Origin of the sequence: Ancylobacter rudongensis, from assembly GCF_900100155.1 — a bacterium.
Taxonomy (GTDB): Bacteria; Pseudomonadota; Alphaproteobacteria; order Rhizobiales; family Xanthobacteraceae; genus Ancylobacter; species Ancylobacter rudongensis.
The window spans coordinates 698,329-719,403 of sequence record NZ_FMTP01000001.1 but is presented as its reverse complement, the minus strand read 5'-3'; the positions used below and the strand labels follow the sequence as shown (position 1 = coordinate 719,403).

The window sequence follows — 21,075 nt, the reverse complement described above, 5'->3', positions numbered from 1 at the left end:
TGTCAGCGGCCGATGAACGCGGCGCGAATCCTGTTCGCGGCACCGCCGGGCTAAACGGCGGGATGTACTCTTGAGAGTGGAGCGCGCCGCCTCGATGGCTCCGGCGATGCGAAGACGTCCGCGCGCATAGCCGCGCCAGCGGGCCTCGCGCTCAGTGTCCGGCGAAACCGGGCCGAACGCTACGCCATCTCCACCATCTCGACGCCGGGAACCGCCTTCAGCGCACCGGCGATCTGCGGGGAGAGGCTGAAGCGGCCGGGCAGTTTCACCTCGACCTCGGTATCGCCACGCTCGCCGAGCAGCAGCACCAGCGACACCTCGCCATCGCCGCGCCCACCGCCAAGCGAACCAAGCCGGGTGGCCACGCTTTCCAGCGGTTCGGGCGAGCGCAGAAAGACGCGCATGCCCTTCTGCATCTTCGACGCGGCCTGGTCGAGTGGCTCCACCGTCTGGATGCGCGCCCTCACATCCTCGCCCTGCAGTTCGGCCGAGACCTGCAGCAGCAGCGCCTTGCCCGGCTCCAGCAATTCGCGGTACTGCGCCAGCGCTTCGGAGAACAGCACCGCCTCGAACTGGCCGGACGGGTCCGACAGACCGACGATGCCCATCTTGTTGCCGCTCTTGGTGCGCCGCTCCTGCCGGCTCACCACCGTGGCCGCAAGGCGACCCGCCATGGAACCGGCGCGGACCGATCGGGTGAAGTCGGTCCAGCGCTGCACCCGCAGCCTATCCAGCGCCTTGCCGTAATCGTCGAGCGGGTGGCCCGTGAGGAAGAAGCCGATGGCGTCATATTCGCGCTGCAGCTTCTCCGCCGGAAGCCAGGGCGCGGCATTGGGGATCGGCAGATCCGCCGCAACCGACGGTCCACCAAACATGTTGCCCTGCCCCGACGCCGCCTCCGCCCCGACAGATGCGGCATGGGCGAGGATGAAATCGATCGCCGCCTGCGCCCGGGCGCGATTCCTCTCCACCGCATCGAAGGCACCGGCGCTGACCAAGCTCTCCATCGTCCGCTTGTTCAACGCCTTGGCGTTGATGCGCGAGGCGAAGTCGGCAAGGCTGGCGAACGGCCGCTCGCCGCGCGCCTCGACGATCGCCTCCACCGAGTGACCGCCAACGCCCTTGATGGCGGCAAGGGCGTAGAGGATGCGCCCATCCTTCACCGCAAACTCGCGCCCCGAGAGGTTCACTGAAGGCGGGACCACCTCGATGCCGAGACGTTGCGATTCCTGGCGGAATTCGGCCAGCTTGTCGGTGTTGCCCATGTCCAGCGTCATGGAGGCGGCCATGAACTCGGTGGGATAGTTCGCCTTCATATAGGCGGTCTGGTAGGAGACCAGCGCATAGGCCGCCGCGTGGCTCTTGTTGAAGCCGTAATCGGCGAACTTGGCGAGCAGGTCGAAGATCTCGGAGGCCTTGGCCTTGGGCACCCCGCGTTCCACCGCGCCATCGACGAAGCGGGCGCGCTGCTGGTCCATCTCGGCGCGAATCTTCTTGCCCATGGCGCGCCGCAGCATGTCGGCTTCGCCGAGCGAATAGCCGGACAGGGTCTGGGCGATCTGCATCACCTGTTCCTGGTAGATGATGACGCCGTAGGTCTCCTTCAGGCTGGCTTCCAACGCCGGGTGGGCGTAGGCGGCCTTCTCCTGCCCGTTCTTGACCGCGCAATAGACCGGGATGTTCGCCATCGGGCCCGGACGGTACAGGGCGACGAGCGCGATGATGTCCTCCAGCCGGTCCGGCTTCATGTCGACCAGCGCGCGCCGCATGCCGGCGCTTTCCACCTGAAACACACCGACCGTCTCGCCGCGGGTCAGCATGTCGTAGGTCTTCTTATCGTCCAGCGGGATGGTCGACAGGTCGAGCCTGATTCCACGCTGGGCGACGAGGCGCACGGCCGTCTGCAGGACGGTGAGGGTTTTCAGGCCGAGGAAGTCGAACTTGACCAGCCCCGCCTGCTCGACCCATTTCATATTGTACTGGGTGACCGGCATGTCCGAGCGCGGGTCTCGGTAGAGAGGCACCAGCTGCGACAGCGGCCGGTCGCCGATGACGATGCCGGCGGCGTGGGTCGAGGCGTGGCGGTTGAGCCCTTCCAGCCGGGTGGCGATGTCGAAGGCGCGCTTCACCACCGGGTTGGCGTCGCTCTCGCCCTGCAGGCGCGGCTCGTCGGTGATCGCCTGCTTGAGCGTCACCGGATTGGCCGGGTTCTGCGGCACCAGCTTGCAGAGCTTGTCGACCTGGCCGTAGGGCATTTCCAGCACCCGGCCGACATCGCGCAGCACGCCGCGCGCCTGCAGCGTGCCGAAAGTGATGATCTGCGCCACCTGGTCGCGCCCATAGCGCTGCTGCACGTAGCGGATCACCTCGTCGCGGCGCTCCTGGCAGAAGTCGATGTCGAAGTCCGGCATCGACACGCGCTCAGGATTCAGGAAGCGCTCGAACAGAAGGCCGAAGCGCAGCGGGTCGAGATCGGTGATGGTGAGCGAATAGGCGACGAGCGAGCCGGCGCCCGAACCACGGCCCGGACCTACCGGAATCCCCTGTGCCTTCGCCCATTTGATGAAGTCCGACACGATGAGGAAGTAACCGGGAAACTTCATCTTCTCGATGATGCTGAGCTCGAACGCCAGCCGGTCCTCATAGTCCTTCTCGCTCAAGCCGGGCGTGGTGCCATGGACCGCCAGCCGGTTGCGCAGCCCCTCCTCCGCCTGCAACCGCAATTCCTCCGCCTCGTCGCGGTCGCGGGTGAAGCGCGGCAGGATCGGCTTGACGGTGCGCGGGCGGTAGGCGCAGCGCTGGGCGATTTCCACCGTATTGGCAAGGGCTTCCGGTAAGTCCGAAAACAGCTCGGCCATCTCGGCGCGGGTGCGGAAACGGTGATCGGGCGTGAGCTGCCGGCGGTCGGCCTCGGCGACGAGGCGGCCTTCGGCGATGCAAATCAGGGCGTCGTGGGCTTCGTAATCATCTTGCGCGGCGAAGAAGGGTTCGTTGGTGGCGACCAGAGGCAGGTCGAGCCGGTAGGCGAGCTCGATCAGCGCCGGCTCGACCCGGCGTTCCTCGGCGACGCCATGGCGTTGAATCTCCACGTAAAGCCGGTCGCCGAACAGGTCCCGGAGCGCGACGAGCCGCTGCTCGGCATGGTCGGCGCTGCCGGCCGCCAGCGCCCGGTCGATCGGACCGAAGGGACCGCCAGTCAGAGCGATCAGACCGGAGGCGCGCCCGTCCAGCCAGTCGGCCTTGATGTGGGGGGCGCCGTCGGAGGCGGTGTCGAGGAAGGAGCGCGACACCAGCTCCATCAGGTTCTTCCATCCCTCCTCGCTGGCGGCGAGGAGGACGATGCGCGGGCGCTCCTGCCCGGCGGGGCCGCGCGGCGCGGTGCCGGGGAAATCCACCGCCACGGCGCAGCCGAGAATCGGCTGGATGCCGGCGCCGGCCATCTTCTCGGAGAATTCCAGCGCGCCGAACAGATTGCCGGTGTCGGTCAGCGCGATCGCCGGCTGGCGGTCCTTCTTGGCGAGATCGGCCAGCTTGCCGATGCTGAGCGCGCCCTCCAGCAGGGAGAAGGAGGAATGGACGTGGAGATGCACGAAACCGACATCCGCCTGCGCCATCTCTGATCCTCCCGCGACTCGAAGGGTGACATGGTGGGCGCCCATCCGGGCGGCGTCCACCCTTGCGGGGTCTTCCTCCCCGCTGTCCTCAGGTTGAAGGCCTTTGGCCTTCGCGCCTCAGGCTGACGGCCTCTGCCTTCATGCCACAGGCTGAAGGTCGGAGACCTTCATGCGTCAGGCTGAAGGCCTTTGGCCTTCATGCCTCAGACCCCAAGCGTGGAGCCTTCAGACGCCGGTGATGACCCCGGCCCACAGGCCGATCATGGCGACGAACAGAGCGATGGACGCGAGAGCGGCGGTTTCCTGGACAAGAACACGGATCATGTCGACCTCCCTAGAACATAGAGAGAACATTACCCCGCTTATCCCCGCAATCAACCCGTGTTCTTCTTTCGTTCCAGTTCATGGTTGACGAAACGAAAACAGTCCCAGTGCCGTCCGCGCCGAATCGCAAACGCCCCGCGCCAGCCGCCCGGCCCCGCCCCGCGCTCAGGCGAGTTCGACGACCTGCCCCTCCCGCAGGGTGACGCGCCGGTGCATGCGGGAGGCGAGTTCAAGATTATGGGTGGCGATAACAGCCGCCAGCCCGGTGGCCTCCACCAGCTGCGACAGGGCGTGGAACACATGGTCGGCGGTGTGGGGGTCGAGATTGCCTGTGGGCTCATCGGCCAGCAGCACGCGCGGGGCGTTGGCGACCGCGCGGGCGATGGCGACGCGCTGCTGCTCGCCGCCGGAGAGTTCGCCGGGGCGATGCTCAAGCCGCTTGGCGAGGCCGAGATAGCTGAGCAGTTCCTTCGCCCGCGACGCCGACTCGCGGCGGGACAGGCCGCGGATCATCTGCGGCAGCATGACATTTTCCTGCGCCGAGAATTCCGGCAGCAGATGATGGAACTGGTAGACGAAGCCGACCCCGGTGCGGCGGATGCGCGTGCGCTCGGCATCGGACAGCCCGGCGGTGGCGGTGCCGCCGATGAACACCTCGCCGGCGTCCTGGTGCTCCAGCAGGCCGGCAATGTGCAGCAGCGTCGACTTGCCGGTGCCGGATGGCGCCACCAGCGCCACCGACTGACCTTCCAGCACGGTGAAGTCGGCACCACGCAGGATCTCCAGCGTGCCTTCGCCCTGGACATAGCGGCGCTCGACGCCTTCGAGGTGGAGAGCGGCGCGCGGGGGAAGGGTCGACGGTGAGGTTGCCATGGCGCGCCTTCCTATTCGTAGCGCAGCGCTTCCACCGGATCGAGGCGCGCGGCACGCCAGGACGGGTAGAGCGGAGCGAGAAGGGACAGAACGAGAGCCATGAGCACGACGGTCGCGGTTTCGCCGGCATTCAGCTCGGCCGGCAGGCGGCTGAGATAATAGAGCTCCGGCGAGAACAGCTCGGTCGCGGTGATCCACGAAATGAACTGGCGGATTTCCTCGACATTCAGGCACACGACAAGGCCCAGCAGGAAGCCGGCCAGCGTGCCGACGACGCCGATGGCGGCGCCGGTGACGAGGAAGACCCGCATGATCGCCCCGCGCGTCGCCCCCATGGTGCGAAGGATGCCGATATCGCGGCCTTTGTCCTTCACCAGCATGTTGAGGCCCGACACGATGTTGAAGGCGGCCACCACCACGATCAGCGTCAGGATCAGGAACATCACGTTCCGTTCCACCTGAAGCGCGTTGAAGAAGGTGGCGTTTCTCTGGCGCCAGTCGACGATGTAGATCGGCCGCTCCGCCGCTGCCTGCACCAAGGGGCGGTAGCGCTCGACATCGTCGGGATTGTCGACATAGACCTCGATCGCGGTGACGTCGCCATCCTTGTTGAAATAGGCCTGGCTCTCCGCCAGCGGCATGAAGACGAAGGCGCTGTCATATTCCGACATGCCGATCTCGAACACCGCCGCGATCTTGTAGACCTTGATCCGCGGCGTCGTGCCCATCGGCGTCACCGCGCCGCGCGGGGCAACGAGCGTCAGGTTGTCGCCCGCCTGCAGCGAGAGCTGGTCGGCCAGCCGCTTGCCGATGGCGATGCCGGAACCCTCGTCAAAGCCCTCCAGCGTGCCGGCACGGATATTGGCGCCGATGGCCGGGAGCGCCCGCAGGCTGGCCTCGGAGAGGCCGCGCACCAGCACGCCGCCAGCATTGAAGGCGGAGGAGGCCAGCGCCTGCCCTTCCACCAGCGGCACCGCCAGCGTCACGCCCGGCACGCCGGCAATGCGCTTGGCCACGGCGTCGTAATCGGTCAGCGGGCCGTCGATCGGCTGCACCAGCATGTGGCCGTTCAGGCCGAGGATCTTCGACAGAAGCTCGGTGCGGAAGCCGTTCATCACAGCCATGACGATGATGAGCGTGGCCACGCCGAGCATGATGCCGAGAAAGGAGAAGCCGGCAATGACCGAGATGAAGCCTTCCTTGCGGCGCGCCCGGAGATAGCGCAGCGACAGCATCCACTCGAAGGCGCTGAACGGCTTCGAGCCTGTCGGCTCGTCGCCGGCCTGCGCCGTCGCGGACTTTGTTTTTGCTGCCTTTACCCGACGCGCTGCGCTCTTGGCTGCCATGCCTGCTCCGCCCCTCGCCCGGCCCTGATCGGCCGCGCGCGTCCCGAGATCAACCGATAATGCGCTCCAGCGCCGCCGCGATGGTCAGCGTCTCGCGCGTGCCATCCGCCCGCCGCTTGAGTTCCACCGTGCCGGCCGCCAGCCCCTTGGGGCCGACGATGATCTGCCAGGGAAGGCCGATCAGGTCGGCGGTGGCGAATTTCGAGCCGGGCCGCTCCGCCGTGTCGTCGTACAGAACGTCGACATTGCGCGCGGTCAGCTCGGCATAGATCGCCTCGCAGGCCTCGTCCGTCGCCGCATCGCCCACCTTGAGGTTCAAGAGGCCGACACGGAACGGCGCGATCGCCTCCGGCCAGATGATGCCGTTCTCGTCATGCGACGCCTCGATGATGGCGGCGACGAGACGCGAGGGGCCGATGCCGTAGGAGCCCATGTGCACGGGCGTCTCCACGCCATCGGGGCCCGTCACCTTGGCGCCCATCGGCTCGGAATATTTGGTGCCGAAATAGAAGATGTGACCCACCTCGATGCCGCGCGCCGACACCTGCTGCGCGTCGGGAATCGCCGCGAAGGCAGCTTCGTCATGCTTCTCTTCCGTGGCCGCATAAAGGCTGGTCCAGCGGTTCACGATCTCTTGCAGAGCCGCCGGGTCCTGGAAGTCCACGCCCTCTTCCGGCGTGTCCATGCCGAGATAGTCGGAATGGCAGAACACCTGGCTCTCGCCGGTCGAGGCGAGGATGATGAATTCATGGCTGTGATTGCCGCCGATCGGGCCGGTATCGGCCACCATCGGGATCGCCTTCAGCCCGAGCCGGGCGAAGGTGCGCAGATAGGCGACGAACATGCGGTTATAGGCGACGACCGCGCTCTCGAAATCGAGGTCGATCGAATAGGCATCCTTCATCAGGAATTCGCGCGAGCGCATGACGCCGAAGCGCGGGCGCACCTCGTCGCGGAACTTCCACTGGATGTGGTAGAGGTTCAGCGGCAAATCCTTGTAGGACTTCACATAGGCCCGGACGATCTCGGTGAGCATCTCCTCATTGGTCGGCCCGAACAGCATGTCGCGCTCGTGCCGGTCCTTGATGCGCAGCATCTCCTTGCCATAGTCGTCATAGCGGCCGCTCTCGCGCCAGAGATCGGCCGACTGGATGGTCGGCATCATGATCTCGATGGCGCCGGAACGGTTCTGCTCCTCGCGGATGACGTTGCAGATCTTGTCCAGCACGCGCTTGCCCAGCGGCAGCCACGCATAGATGCCGGCGCCCTCCTGGCGCACCATGCCGGCACGCAGCATGAGGCGGTGCGAGACGATTTCCGCTTCCTTCGGGACTTCGCGGAGGATGGGAAGGAAGTAGCGGGACAGGCGCATCAGCGGAAACTCACGATTCGGCCGGGATCGGCAGCGCGGCGGCGATGGCGGAGTGAAACCGGATCGTCCAACAAAAGACAAGCCCTAGCGCATGCCTCGCGCACCGCAGCGGCGCGAACTGCCTGCGTTTCGGGCGTTGGCGGGCTGGCGCGCCCAATTCTGTTGCAATGCACCATGGCTCTATTGCGACGCAAGGATGACAAGGCCGTATTTTCTGCTTTATGGTGCCGGCCTCTAGAAAGAGGTCCGCTGAACGCTTCCAAAGCGTGCAGATCGGTCCAGGTCTCGGGAGGAATGACGGCTAAGAAAGCCCCCTGGCAGACGTCGAAACGGCGCGGAATCAGGTGCGGGCGGCCAGACAAGGAAGGCGGGACCTCGGTCCCGCCTCTTTTTTTGCCTCGATTCCGGAAAGACGGGCGGCGCGCCGGCTATTTCAGCTCATAGAGGTTGAACGGCATCGGAAACATGTCGAGGCGCAGCCGCTCGGTTTCCACCAGCCAGGCGAACAGCAGCACGATGACCGCCGCCACCACCGTGGTCACCAGCGCCTTGCGCAGCAGCAGCGGGCGCTGCGGGGCGCCGGGCTCGGTGCCGTCGATGACGGTGCCGTCCTCATGCTGGGAGCGCACGCCGAAGGGCAGCACGGCGAAGATCACCACCCACCAGACAATGAAATAGATCGCGATATAGGTACCGACGCCCATGGTGCTGCCTCACGCCTGTTCCAGCTCGACCAGCGTGCCGAGAAAATCCTTCGGGTGCAGGAAGAGCACCGGCTTGCCATGCGCGCCGAGGCGCGGCTCGCCCGAGCCCAGCACCCGCGCGCCCGCCGCCAGCAGACGGTCGCGGGCGGCGAGGATGTCCTCGACCTCGTAGCACAGATGGTGAATGCCGCCCTCGGGATTGCGCTCGAGGAACTTCGCGATCGGCGAGTTCTCGCCCAGCGCGCCGAGCAATTCGATCTTGGTATTGGGGAGCGTGACGAAGACCGTGTTCACGCCATGCTCGGCCTGCGGCTCAATGGCGGACACCTCGCCCCCCAGCGTGTCGCGATAGGTGGCGATCGCCGCATCGAGATCCGGCACGGCGATGGCGACGTGGTTCAGACGGCCGATCATGCAAGTCCCCTCCCCGTTCAGCCTGCCCCGGGAGCGCTCTCCCGAGGCGTGAGGCTGCGGTACTGAGGGAGTACGCACAGCGCGCGTCAGTCGCTCACTGGCCGCGCATGCGGGCTCCCGGCCGGGTCTTCATACCGTGATGACGAGCACATGGCAGAGCGGCTTCTTGCCCCAGGCGGCGTTGATCTGGCCGCGCACTGCTCGCGTCACCGATTCCGCCACCGCGTCCGGGTCGCGCCGGCGGCCCTTGGGCAGGCCGTCGAGGCAGTTCAGCACCGCGTCCTCGACCACCTCGTCGAGCGGCGTGCCACCGAGGCCGAGGCGCGGCAGGCCGGAGAGGTCGATCATCGGATCTCCCACCACCTCGCCCTTGGACGACATGGCGATGGCGACCGAGACCAACCCGCTGAAGGACAGGCGCCGGCGCTCGGCAATCGCCGGGTCGTCGGCGCCGACCAGCACCTGGCCGTCCTTATAGAGCTTGCCGGAATGGATCTCCTCGATCACCTCGGCACCCTGCGAGGGATCGGCGCTGATCAGGCGCACCACATCGCCGTCCACCAGCCGGATCACCTCGCGCACGCCCATGCGGCGGGCCAGCTCGGCATGCTCGTGCAGGTGCAGCGGCTCGCCATGCACCGGCACCGAAACCTGCGGGCGAAGCCATTGGTACATCTGCTCCATCTCGCCGCGACGCGGATGGCCGGAGACGTGCACGAGCCCGTCGCGGTCGGTGATGACCTTCACCCCCTGCAGGATCAGCGCGTTGATGATGCGGTTCACCGGCCGCTCATTGCCGGGGATGGTGCGCGAGGAGAAGATCACATGATCGCCCGGCGACAGCGCGATCTCGGGATGATCGTCATCGGCGATGCGCGCCAGCGCCGCGCGCGGCTCGCCCTGGCTGCCGGTGAGGATGGCCACCACCTTGTCGCGCGGCAGGAAGCCATAGGCGTCGGCGGAACGGAACGGCGGCAGGCCGTCGAGCATGTGCTGCTCGCGTGCCACCCCGATCACCCGTTCCATCGCCCGGCCGACCAGCACGACCTCGCGGCCGTTCTTCATCGCCGCCTCGGCGATGGAACGGATGCGCGCCACATTGGAGGCGAAGGTCGTCACCGCCACCCGGTTCGGCGCGGCGCCGATCATCTCGGTGAGCACCTTCTGCACATCGACTTCCGACGGCGAGATGCCGTCGCGAATGGCGTTGGTGGAATCGCAGATGACCGCGCGCACGCCCTCATCGCCCAGCGCCGAGAAGCGCACGGGATCGGTCACATTGCCGACCACCGGGGTCGGGTCGATCTTCCAGTCGCCCGTATGCACCACCATGCCCAGCGAGGTGCGGATGGCGAGCGCGTGGCTGTCGGGAATCGAATGCGCCACCGGCACGAACTCGACATCGAACGGGCCGATGCTGGTGCGCCCGCCGGTGGGCACGATGTGGAAGGGAATCTTGGGCGCCCCAGGCTCGCCCAGGCGCCGCGCCTCGGCGAGCGCGTGGGTAAAGGGCGTGGTGTAGACCGTGCAGCCAAGGCGCGGCCACAGGTCGACCAGCGCCCCGATATGGTCTTCATGCCCGTGGGTGATGACCAGACCGACCAGATTGCCCGCTTCCGCCTCGCGTTCGAGGAAGGCGACATCCGGCATGATCAGATCGATGCCCGGCACTTCCGGCGGCGCGAAGGAGATGCCGAGATCGACCGCGAGCCATTTGCGCCGGTTGCGTGGCCCCAGACCGTAAAGTCCGAGATTCATCCCGATCTCGCCGACCCCACCAAGGGGAGCGAAGACCAGTTCGTCCGGCCACTTGCTCACATTCCTGCCTTTCACACTGGCGCGGCGGACGTGGGAAACACGTCGCCGGCGCTGATCGTCTCGCGCACGCCGTCGGTACGGCGCAGCACCATGGCACCCGAAAAATCGAGCGCCTCGAATACTCCCTCGACCTCGCGGCTGCCAAGCCTCGCGGTCACGGCCTTGCCAAGGCCGCTTGCCCGGCGCAGCCAGGCCTCGCGGGTGCGGGCAAATCCCGCGCCGCGCTCCCATTCGGCAAGCCGCTCACCCATCGCCGCGTCGAGCGCGGCGAGCAAAGCGGGCGGGTCGGTCGGATAGCCGGAAGCGGCAAGATCCGTCGTCGGATAGGGCGTGTTGGCCGGATGGTGCGCGCAATTGACGCCAAAGCCAATCACCGTCGCCGCCCGGCCACCCGGCGGCACGGCCCCCTCAAGCAGGATGCCGGCGAGCTTCGCACCGTCGATCATCACGTCGTTCGGCCATTTCAGGCCAATGCGCAAGGGGTCGATGCCGGTAACGGCGCGCACGGCATCATAAAGTGCCAGCGCGGCGACAAAGCACAGCTCGGGCTGGCGGGGCACCGGGCCGGCATCCACCAGCAGCAGCGAGGCGTAGAGATTGCCCGGCTCCGAGGCCCAGGGCCGGCCGCGCCGGCCGCGCCCGCCGGTCTGCCGCTCGGCGACGAACCAGCACGGGGCCACGCCGCCCGCCCGGGCAAGGGCGACTTCATTGGTCGAACCGACCGTATCGAAACGGACGACCGGCGTAGCAACCGGCGTGGGCGCCATTCTCAGAAGAGCGCCCGTGCCGCCACGCCCGCCGCCGCGATCAGCGGGGCCGGATACACGAAGAACAGCAGGGTGAAGGTGCCCGACACGGCGAGAACCACCCGCGGCTCTGAACGCATCGGCTCGAAGGGCGCCGCCGGCTCGTCGAAATACATGATCTTGACGATGCGCAGATAGTAGAAGGCGCCGACGACGCTGGTGAGCACGCCGATGACGGCGAGCGCGTAGAGGCCGGATTCGATGGCCGCCAGGAACACGTAGTACTTGGCGAGGAAGCCGGCCAGCGGCGGAATGCCGGCGAGCGAGAACATCAGCACCGCCAGCATGAACGCCTTCACCGGGCTGGTGTGGGCAAGGCCGGCAAGTTCGTCATAGGTTTCGACCATGCCGTCCTTGCGCCGCATCGACAGGATGCAGGCGAAGGCGCCGAGCGTCATCGCCATGTAGATGGCCATGTAGACCAGCACGCCCTGCACGCCCTGCTCGGTGCCGGCGGCGAGGCCGACCAGCGCGAAGCCCATATGGCCGATCGAGGAATAGGCCATCAGGCGCTTGAAGTTGCGCTGGCCGATGGCGCCGAACGAACCCAGCGCCATCGAGGCGATGGAGACGAAGACGATGATCTGCTGCCACTGGTGGGTGACGTTGGGCAGCGCCTCCATGGCGAAGCGCACGAACACCGCCATCGCCGCCACCTTCGGCGCCGAGGCGAAGAACGCCGTCACGGGCGCGGGCGCGCCTTCATAGACGTCGGGCGTCCACATGTGGAACGGCACCGCAGAGACCTTGAAGCACAGGCCGGCGAACATGAAGACGATGCCGAAGATCAGGCCGAGCGAGGGCTCGCGGGCGGCCTGTGCGATCTGGGCGAAATTCACCGAGCCGGTGAAGCCATAGATCAGCGAGGCGCCGTAGAGCAGCATGCCGGAGGACAGCGCGCCGAGCACGAAGTACTTCAGGCCGGCCTCGGTGGAGCGCACGGAATCGCGGTTGTTGGCCGCGATCACATAGAGCGCCAAGCTCATCAGTTCGAGGCCCATATAGAGCGCGATCAGGTCGCCGGCCGAGATCAGCATCATCATGCCGAGGGTCGAGAGCAGCACCAGGATCGCGTATTCGAAGCGGTCCTGCTTCTCGGCCTTCAGCCAGTCCACCGACATGGCCAGCGTGCCGCCCGCGCCGAGCAGCGCCAGCACCTTCATGAACCGGCCGAAGGCGTCGACATGAAACGCGCCGTTGAACAGCGTCGCATCGGTGGGGCCCAGCAGGACCAGCACCAGCGCCGCGAACAGGGCGGCCAGCGCCAGCCCGTTCACCGTATCGGTCGATTTCGGGCCGGCGAAGGCACCGAACATCAGCAGCGCCAGGGCGGAGAAGGCCAGCAGCAGTTCGGGCAGCGCGGGGCCGAGCGCGGCGAGGGTGAGGGTCATTGGACGGGCTCCGCGATGGTCATGTGTCGGATCAAGGCAGCACCAGCGCGGCGGCCTTGATGGCGCCGGCGGCAACATCGGCGCGCGCGACGATCGCGTTCACCGCGACATTGCAGGCGTCGAGGATCGGCTGCGGCCAGACGCCGAACAGGATGGTGAAGAACAGCAGCGGAACCAGCGTGGCCAGCTCGCGCGGGTTCACGTCCCGGATGTTCTTCAGGCTTTCCTTCTCCAGCGCGCCGAACACGACCCGGCGATAGAGCCAGAGCGCATAGGCGGCGGAAAGGATGACGCCCGTCGTGGCGAGGAAGGCCACCCAGGTGTTGCGCCCGAAGGCGGCGAGCAGGGTCAGGAACTCGCCGATGAAGCCCGACGTGCCCGGCAGGCCGACATTGGCCATGGTGAACACCATGAACAGCGTGGCGTAGACCGGCATGCGGAAGACGAGGCCGCCATAGGCCGCGATCTCGCGGGTGTGCATGCGGTCATAGAGCACGCCGACGCACAGGAACAGCGCTCCCGAGACGAAGCCGTGGCTGACCATCTGGAACACCGCGCCCTGGATGCCTTCCTGGGTCAGGGTGAAGATGCCCATCGTCACATAGCCCATATGGGCGATGGAGGAGTAGGCGATCAGCTTCTTCATGTCCTCCTGCCGCAGGGCGACCAGCGAGGTGTAGATGATCGCGATCACCGAGAGGGTGAAGACGAAGGGCGCGAAATAGGCCGAGGCGTCCGGGAACATCGGCAGCGAGAAGCGCAGCAGGCCGTAGCCGCCCATCTTCAGCATGATCGCCGCCAGGATCACCGAACCCGCCGTCGGCGCCTCGACATGCGCGTCGGGAAGCCAGGTATGCACCGGCCACATCGGCATCTTCACCGCGAAAGAGGCGAAGAAGGCGATCCAGAGCCAGTACTGCATGCCCTCCGGGAAATCGTGCTTCAGCAGCACGGCAATGTCGGTGGTGCCCGCCTGCCAGTAGATGGCCATGATGGCGAGCATCATCAGCACCGAGCCGGCCAGCGTGTAGAGGAAGAACTTGAACGCCGCGTAGACCTTACGCCCATGCCCCCAGATGCCGATGATGAGGAACATCGGGATCAGGCCGCCCTCGAAGAAGAAGTAGAACAGCAGCAGGTCGAGGACGGAGAAGGTGCCGATCATCAGCGTTTCGAGCACCAGGAAGCAGATCATGTACTCCTTCACGCGGTGCTGGATCGCGTCCCAGCTCGCGAGAATGCACATGGGCATCAACAGCGTCGTCAGCAGCACGAAGGGCAGCGAAATGCCGTCGACGCCCATCCGGTAGGCGGCGACATCGCCGAGCCAGGCCTGGTACTCGACGAACTGGAAGTCCGGGTTCGACGGGTCAAAGCCGAACAGCAGCAGCAGCGAGATGACGAAGGTGACAAGGGTCGCCCACAGCGCCACCCAGCGGGCGTTGCGCTTGGCAACCTCATCGTCGCCGCGGATCATCAGAACGATCAGCAGCGCACCGACCAGCGGCAGGAAGGTGACGACGGAGAGAATGGGCCACTCATACATCAGTGCGCGCCCCCGAACATGAACCAGGTAATGAAGGCCGCGACACCCACCAGCATCACGAAGGCATAGTGGTAGAGATAGCCGGTCTGCAGGCGCACGACGCGGTTGGTCACGTCGATGACGCGGGCCGAGACGCCGTTCGGGCCGTAGCCGTCAATGACCCGCACGTCGCCCTGCTTCCACAGGAAGTTGCCGAGCCACATGGTCGGGCGCACGAACAGGAAGTCGTAGATCTCGTCGAAGTACCACTTGTTGAGCAGGAAGCGGTACAGCACGTCGTTCTGCTTGGCGAGCGCCTTCGGAACGGCCGTGTTGGCGATGTACATCCAGTAGGCGACGGCGAAGCCGATCGCCATCATCACCGTCGGGGCCCATTTCGCCCAGGCGGGAATGTGGTGCATCTCCTCGAGGATCTTGTTGTCCGAGGCCATGAAGATCGACTCGCGGAAGAAGTGATCCACATCGTGCCCGACGAAGTACGGGTAGAGGATCATGCCGGCGAACAGCGCGCCGAGCGAGAGCACCCCGAGCGGGATCAGCATGGTCAGCGGCGATTCATGCGCGTGGTCGAAGGTGTGGTGGTCCGCGCGCGTCTTGCCGTGGAAGGTCATGAACATCTGCCGCCAGGTGTAGAAGGCGGTAAGCGCCGCCGCCGCCACCGTCATCACCCAGGCATAGGTGGCGAAGGGGCTGTGGCTGACAAAGGCGGTCTCGATGATCGCGTCCTTGGAGAAATAGCCGGCCGTGAAGGGGAAGCCGGTCAGCGCCAGGCCACCGATCAGCATGGTGGCGTAGGTGAACGGGATCTTCCGCCACAGGCCGCCCATGTGGCGCATGTCCTGCTCATGGTGCATCGCGTGGATGACCGAGCCGGCGGCAAGGAACAGCAGCGCCTTGAAGAAGCCATGCGTGAGCAGGTGGAACACGCCGACCGAATAGGCGCCGGTGCCGAGCGCGGTGAACATGTAGCCGAGCTGCGAGCAGGTGGAATAGGCGATCACCCGCTTGATGTCGTTCTGCACGCAGCCGATCGTCGCCGCGAAGAAGGCGGTGGAGGCGCCGACGAACAGCACGACGTTGAGCGCGATCGGGGACAGTTCGAACAGCGGCGACATGCGCGCCACCATGAACACGCCGGCCGTCACCATGGTCGCGGCGTGAATGAGGGCGGAGACCGGGGTCGGGCCTTCCATCGCGTCCGGCAGCCAGGTGTGCAGGCCGAGCTGCGCCGACTTGCCCATGGCGCCGATGAACAGCAGCAGGCAGATCACCGTCGGCGCGTGCCACTCATGGCCGAGGAACAGGATGTTCTTGTCCATCAGCGACGGCGCGGCAGCGAACACCTGCTCGAAGGCGACCGAGCCGGTCATCAGGTAGATGGCGAAGATGCCGAGCGCGAAGCCGAAATCGCCGACGCGGTTGACGATGAAGGCCTTCATCGCCGCGGCGCAGGCCGACGGCTTGTCATACCAGAAGCCGATCAGCAGATAGGAGGCCAGGCCCACCCCCTCCCAGCCGAAGAACAGCTGCACGAGGTTGTCGCTCGTCACCAGCATCAGCATGGCGAAGGTGAAGAGCGAGAGATAGGCGAAGAAGCGCGGCCGGCTCGGGTCCTCGTGCATGTACCCCATGGAGTACAGGTGCACCAGCGAGGACACCGTGGTGACGAGGATCAGCATCACGGCGGTGAGCGTGTCGACACGGATCGCCCAGGTGACGTCGAGCTTACCCGACGCCATCCAGGTGAACAGCTCGACAGTGCCCGACTGGCCGCCAAAGGCGGTCTGGAAGAACACGATCCACGCGAAGAAGGCGGAGATGACGAGCAGCCCGGTCGTGACCAGCTCCGAGGCGCGTGCGCCGATCAGCCGGCCGAACAGGCCGGCGATGAGGAAGCCGACAAGGGGGAGAAATACGATCGCCTGGTACATGAATGCCCGCTCAGCCCTTCATGGTGTTGATGTCCTCGACGGCGATCGACCCGCGATTGCGGTAGAACACCACGAGGATGGCGAGACCGATGGCGGCCTCGGCGGCGGCGACCGTCAGCACGAACAGGGCAAAGACCTGTCCGACGATGTTGCCGAGGAAGATCGAGAAGGCGACGAGGTTGATGTTCACCGCCAGCAGGATGAGTTCCACCGACATCAGTATGACGATGACGTTCTTCCGGTTGAGGAAGATGCCGAGCGTGCCGAGCGTGAACAGGATCGCCGCGACGGTCAGATAGTGCGGAAGGCCGATCGCCATGGCTCAGAGCCCCTTGCCGGAAGGCACCTTGACGACGTCGATCGCCATCGCCTTGGTGCGCGCGTTCTGGACCGGGATGCTCTGGCGCTTGACGTTCTCCTTGTGGCGAAGCGTCAGCACGATGGCACCGATCATGGCGACCAGCAGGATGAAGCCCGCCGCCTGGAAGAAATAGACATAGTCCGTGTACAGCACCCGGCCGATCGCCACCGCGTTCGACACTTCAGGCGCGGCCGAGGTGACGGCGCCGGTGACGCCGGCGCCGAAGGTCCAGGAACCGACCACCAGCACCAGTTCGGCGAGGAAGATAAACCCGACCAGCACGCCGACCGGCAGATATTGCAGGAAGCCCTGGCGCAGCTCGACGAAATCGACGTCGAGCATCATCACCACGAACAGGAACAGCACCGCCACCGCGCCGACATAGACCACGATGAGCAGCATCGCGATGTACTCGGCGCCGATCAGGATGAACAGGCCCGAGGCGTTGACGAAGGTCAGGATCAGGAACAGCACCGAATGGACCGGGTTCCGCGACGCGATGACCATGAAGGCCGAGGCCACGGCGACCCCGGCGAAGAGATAGAAGAACAGCGCGGCGAGGCTCATGCCCGGCACCCCCCAGTCATACCGGCGCCCGCCATCCCGGCGGTCGCGGCGCGAAGGGCCTTGGCGGCCCGTATCGTTTCGGTCTTCACGTTCCCAGCCCCCTGCGCGCTCAACGGTACGGCGCGTCCAGCGCCATGTTGCGCGCGATCTCGCGCTCCCAGCGGTCGCCATTCGCGAGCAGCTTGGCCTTGTCGTAGTACAGTTCTTCGCGCGTCTCGGTGGCGAATTCGAAATTCGGCCCCTCGACGATGGCATCGACCGGGCAGGCCTCCTGGCAGAAGCCGCAATAGATGCACTTCACCATGTCGATGTCGTAACGGGTGGTGCGGCGGGTGCCGTCATTGCGGCGCGGGCCGGCCTCGATGGTGATGGCCTGCGCCGGGCAGATCGCCTCGCACAGCTTGCAGGCGATGCAGCGCTCTTCCCCGTTGGGATAGCGGCGCAGCGCATGCTCGCCACGGAAGCGCGGCGACACCGGGTTCTTCTCGAAGGGATAGTTGATCGTCGCCTTCGGCTTGAAGAAATAGCGCATCGCCAGGAAGAACGCCGAGACGAACTCGGTGAGCAGCAGCTGGCGTGCGGCCAGGTCCAATCTCATGTCGCTCTCCTCAATCGGCCATGGCCGCGGCAAGGCCGAAGCCCACCAGCGGCATCGAAACGGCGAAGACGCGGATAACGGTCTTCCACCACGAAATCACTCCCGCCAGCTGGTCAGGATTCAGCTTGCGGGCCTCTTTGGAACCGCGGATCGACGTCTCGACGACCCCCGGCAGAATGAACCATTCGAGTGCGCCGAAGACCGCACCCGCAGCCGCGCCCGCCCAACCGACGGCGGACGCTTCCATCAGGGCCTGGAGCGTGCCCTCATCCATCTCATCCCCCCGCAGCCGACAGGCCGCTGAAGTGCAGAACGGAGGCCACGATCACCACCATCGCCAGCGAGATCGGCAGGAACACCTTCCAGCCGAGGCGCATGAGCTGGTCATAGCGGTAGCGCGGGACCATCGCCTTCACCATGGCGAACATGAAGAACACCAGCAGGACCTTGAGCAGGAACCAGATGATTCCCGGCACCCAGGTGAAGGGCGCCACCGGCACAGGCGGCAGCCAGCCGCCCATGAACAGGATGGTGGTCAGCGCGCACATGGTCATGATCGCCACATACTCGCCGAGCATGAACATCATGTACGGGGTGGAGCCGTACTCCACCATGAAGCCGGCCACCAGCTCCGATTCCGCTTCGCCCAGATCGAAGGGCGGGCGGTTGGTCTCGGCCAGCGCCGAGATGAAGAAGATCACGAACATCGGGAACAGCGGCAGCCAGTACCAGCCGAGGATGCCCCATGACGTGTTCTGCGCCTCGACGATGGCGGTCAGGTTCAGCGAGCCGGCGCAGAGCAGCACGGTGACGATGACGAAGCCGATCGAGACCTCGTAGGACACCATCTGCGCCGCCGCGCGCAGCGCCGACAGGAACGGGTATTTCGAGTTCGACGCCCAGCCGGCCATGATGGTGCCGTACACGCCGAGCGAGGAAATCGCGAAGATGTAGAGCACGCCGACATTGATGTCGGCCACCACCCAGCCGGCATCGATCGGCACCACCGCCCAGGCGGCCAGCGCCAGCAGGCAGGTGACGAAGGGCGCCAGCAGGAACACGCCCTTATTGGCACCGTCCGGGATCACCGGTTCCTTGAGCACGAACTTCAGCAGGTCGGCGAAGGACTGGAACAGGCCGAACGGCCCGACCACGTTGGGGCCGCGACGCAGCTGCACCGCCGCCCAGATCTTGCGGTCGGCCAGCAGCACATAGGCGACGATGATCAGCAGGCCGACCAGCAGCGCGAGGCTCTGGGCGACGATGATGAGCACCTGGATCAGCGTGTCGAACCAGCTTGTTTCGGTCATGTGCTCCCTCCCCTCACTCGGCCGCCGCCGCGTGGCGGCTGGACGCGAGCGCGGAGCATTCGGCCATCACGGCGGACGCGCGTGCGATCGGATTGGTGAGATAGAAATCGGTGACGACACCGCGGAACGGCCCGCTCGCCGGCGTGCCGCCGGACGCGGCCAGCGCGGCCACGGCCGCCGGGTCCGCCGGCGTCACATGGTCGATCCGGGCCAGATGCGGATGCGCCGCATAGAGCGCCGCGCGCAGCTGCGCCAGCGTGTCGAAAGGCAGGCGATGGCCGACGACGTCGGACAGGGCGCGCAGCACAGCCCAGTCCTCGCGCGCCTCGCCGGGCGGGAAGGCGGCGCGGTTGGCGATCTGCGCCCGCCCTTCCGTGTTCACATAGGTGCCCGACTTCTCGGTATAGGCGGCGCCTGGCAGGATGACGTCGGCGCGATGGGCGCCGCGATCACCATGGGTGCCGAGATAGACCACGAAGGCCCCCGGGGCGATGTCGATCTCGTCGGCGCCGAGCGCGAACAGCACGTCGACCCCGCCGGCATTGGTCATCGCCACCGCGTCCAGCCCGCCCTCGCCCGGCACCGCGCCGATATCGAGCGCGCCGACGCGGGAGGCCGCCGTGTGCAGCACGGAGAAGCCGTTCCAGCCTTCCGTCACCGCGCCGACCGCCTCCGCCACGCGGGCGGCCAGCGCCAGCACCGCCGCGCCATCGGCACGGGCGAGAGCGCCCTGCCCGATCAGGATCAGCGGCCGCTTGGCGCCCTTCAGCGTCTCGGCGAAGCTGCCGCTGGCGAGAAGGTCGGCCAGCGTGTCGGAGCCGGCGCCGAGATAGTCATAGGGATAGGTCAGGTCGACCGGCTCGCCGATCAGGCCGATCGGGAAGCCTCCCTGCAGCCAGCGCTTGCGGATGCGGGCATTGAGCACGCTCGCCTCAAGGCGCGGGTTGGAGCCGATGATCAGCAGCGCATCCGACTGCTCGATGCCGGCAATGGTGGCGTTGAACAGATAGCTGGCGCGGCCGAGCGCGGGGTCGAGCTTCGCCCCGTCCTGGCGGCAGTCGATGCTGGACGAGCCGAGCGCCGCGAGCAGCGCCTTCAGCGCGAAGGCTTCTTCCACCGAGGCGAGGTCGCCGACCAGGCCGCCGATGCGGGTGCCCGGCACGCCCTTCACCTGGGCGGCGATGGCGGCGAAGGCCTCCGGCCAGCTCGCGACCTTCAGCTTGCCACCGACCCGCACATAGGGGCGGTCGAGGCGCTGGGTCTTCAGACCGTCCCAGATGTAGCGGGTCTTGTCGGAGATCCACTCCTCGTTCACGTCCTCATTGAGACGCGGCAGGACGCGCATGACCTCGCGACCGCGCGTGTCGACGCGGATATTGGAGCCGACCGCGTCCATCACGTCGATGGATTCGGTCTTTGACAGTTCCCACGGGCGGGCGTGATAGGCATAGGGGCGCTGGGTCAGCGCGCCGACCGGGCAGAGATCGGCGACATTGCCCTGCAGCTCGGAGGACAGCGCCGCCTCCAGATAGGTGGTGATCTCCATGTCCTCGCCGCGCCCGATGGCGCCAAGCTCGGCCACACCCGCGACTTCGGTGGTGAAGCGGACGCAGCGGGTGCACTGGATGCACCGGGTCATCGAGGTCTTGATCAGCGGGCCGATATATTTGTCTTCGACCGCGCGCTTGTTCTCGGCATAGCGGGACGTGTCCACGCCATAGGCCATGGCCTGGTCCTGCAGGTCGCACTCGCCGCCTTGGTCGCAGATCGGGCAGTCGAGCGGGTGGTTGATGAGCAGGAACTCCATCACCCCCTCGCGCGCCTTCTTCACCATCGGGCTCTTGGTGAGCACGACGGGGGGCTCGCCATTGGGGCCGGGGCGCAGGTCGCGCACATTCATCGCGCAGCTGGCGGTGGGCTTGGGCGGGCCGCCCTTCACCTCAACCAGACACATGCGGCAATTGCCGGCGATGGACAGCCGCTCATGGAAGCAGAAGCGCGGGATTTCCGCGCCCGCCGCCTCGCAAGCCTGGAGCAGCGTGAACTCCGGCGGAACATCAAGCTCGATGTCGTCGACGATGATCTTGGCCATGATGCTCT

The 21,075-nt window shown here is 66.4% G+C and carries 17 protein-coding genes; all 17 read right to left on the bottom strand.

The annotated features are described in order from the left end of the window. Window positions 1-179: 179 nt before the first annotated feature. Window positions 180-3,614 (bottom strand): DNA polymerase III subunit alpha, encoded by a 3,435-nt coding sequence (dnaE, locus tag BLO63_RS03265; protein WP_205409242.1) that lies wholly within the window; start codon window positions 3,612-3,614, stop codon window positions 180-182. Between the two features lie 489 nt (window positions 3,615-4,103). Beyond that, window positions 4,104-4,811, bottom strand: a complete 708-nt coding sequence (locus BLO63_RS03260) for an ABC transporter ATP-binding protein (protein ID WP_091436718.1) — start codon at window positions 4,809-4,811, stop codon at window positions 4,104-4,106. Between the two features lie 11 nt (window positions 4,812-4,822). Continuing rightward, window positions 4,823-6,046 carry a lipoprotein-releasing ABC transporter permease subunit gene (locus BLO63_RS03255; protein WP_091437258.1) on the bottom strand — a complete coding sequence of 408 codons (1,224 nt, stop codon included), beginning with the start codon at window positions 6,044-6,046 and terminating at the stop codon, window positions 4,823-4,825. 160 nt (window positions 6,047-6,206) lie between these two features. Further along, a complete protein-coding gene (gene proS / locus BLO63_RS03250) occupies window positions 6,207-7,529 on the bottom strand; it encodes a proline--tRNA ligase (RefSeq protein WP_091436717.1) in 1,323 nt (440 codons plus the stop codon). A gap of 428 nt (window positions 7,530-7,957) precedes the next feature. After that, entirely contained in the window at window positions 7,958-8,233 is a 276-nt protein-coding gene (locus BLO63_RS03245) for a DUF1467 family protein (RefSeq protein ID WP_091436716.1), read from the bottom strand. A 9-nt stretch (window positions 8,234-8,242) separates the two neighbouring features. After that, window positions 8,243-8,647 (bottom strand): methylmalonyl-CoA epimerase, encoded by a 405-nt coding sequence (gene mce / locus BLO63_RS03240; RefSeq protein ID WP_091436714.1) that lies wholly within the window; start codon window positions 8,645-8,647, stop codon window positions 8,243-8,245. A 129-nt stretch (window positions 8,648-8,776) separates the two neighbouring features. Beyond that, complete coding sequence (locus tag BLO63_RS03235; RefSeq protein WP_425284317.1) at window positions 8,777-10,405, bottom strand: ribonuclease J; 1,629 nt, start codon at window positions 10,403-10,405, stop codon at window positions 8,777-8,779. 71 nt (window positions 10,406-10,476) lie between these two features. Then, entirely contained in the window at window positions 10,477-11,232 is a 756-nt protein-coding gene (locus BLO63_RS03230) for a biotin--[acetyl-CoA-carboxylase] ligase (protein ID WP_091436710.1), read from the bottom strand. A 2-nt stretch (window positions 11,233-11,234) separates the two neighbouring features. After that, entirely contained in the window at window positions 11,235-12,662 is a 1,428-nt protein-coding gene (nuoN, locus tag BLO63_RS03225) for an NADH-quinone oxidoreductase subunit NuoN (protein ID WP_091436709.1), read from the bottom strand. 31 nt (window positions 12,663-12,693) lie between these two features. Beyond that, the gene (locus tag BLO63_RS03220) at window positions 12,694-14,208 is read right to left on the bottom strand and encodes an NADH-quinone oxidoreductase subunit M (RefSeq protein ID WP_091436707.1); all 1,515 of its coding nucleotides are present in this window, start codon (window positions 14,206-14,208) and stop codon (window positions 12,694-12,696) included. Beyond that, complete coding sequence (nuoL, locus tag BLO63_RS03215) at window positions 14,208-16,139, bottom strand: NADH-quinone oxidoreductase subunit L (RefSeq protein WP_091436706.1); 1,932 nt, start codon at window positions 16,137-16,139, stop codon at window positions 14,208-14,210. Before nuoL ends, BLO63_RS03220 begins: the two co-directional genes overlap by 1 nt. A 10-nt stretch (window positions 16,140-16,149) precedes the next feature. After that, window positions 16,150-16,458, bottom strand: a complete 309-nt coding sequence (gene nuoK / locus BLO63_RS03210) for an NADH-quinone oxidoreductase subunit NuoK (RefSeq protein ID WP_018391212.1) — start codon at window positions 16,456-16,458, stop codon at window positions 16,150-16,152. A gap of 3 nt (window positions 16,459-16,461) precedes the next feature. Further along, window positions 16,462-17,067, bottom strand: coding sequence for an NADH-quinone oxidoreductase subunit J (locus BLO63_RS03205; RefSeq protein WP_091436704.1), 606 nt, complete (start codon window positions 17,065-17,067; stop codon window positions 16,462-16,464). 109 nt (window positions 17,068-17,176) lie between these two features. Next, window positions 17,177-17,665: an NADH-quinone oxidoreductase subunit NuoI gene (gene nuoI, locus BLO63_RS03200; RefSeq protein WP_018963955.1), complete on the bottom strand. Its 489-nt coding sequence runs from the start codon at window positions 17,663-17,665 to the stop codon at window positions 17,177-17,179. 10 nt (window positions 17,666-17,675) lie between these two features. Continuing rightward, window positions 17,676-17,939 carry a hypothetical protein gene (locus BLO63_RS03195; RefSeq protein WP_091436703.1) on the bottom strand — a complete coding sequence of 88 codons (264 nt, stop codon included), beginning with the start codon at window positions 17,937-17,939 and terminating at the stop codon, window positions 17,676-17,678. A gap of 1 nt (window position 17,940) precedes the next feature. Further along, on the bottom strand, window positions 17,941-18,975 hold the full coding sequence (gene nuoH / locus BLO63_RS03190; protein WP_091436701.1) for an NADH-quinone oxidoreductase subunit NuoH: 1,035 nt from the start codon (window positions 18,973-18,975) through the stop codon (window positions 17,941-17,943). A 13-nt stretch (window positions 18,976-18,988) separates the two neighbouring features. Continuing rightward, the gene (nuoG, locus tag BLO63_RS03185; protein ID WP_091436699.1) at window positions 18,989-21,067 is read right to left on the bottom strand and encodes an NADH-quinone oxidoreductase subunit NuoG; all 2,079 of its coding nucleotides are present in this window, start codon (window positions 21,065-21,067) and stop codon (window positions 18,989-18,991) included. Between the last annotated feature and the right edge of the window lie 8 nt (window positions 21,068-21,075).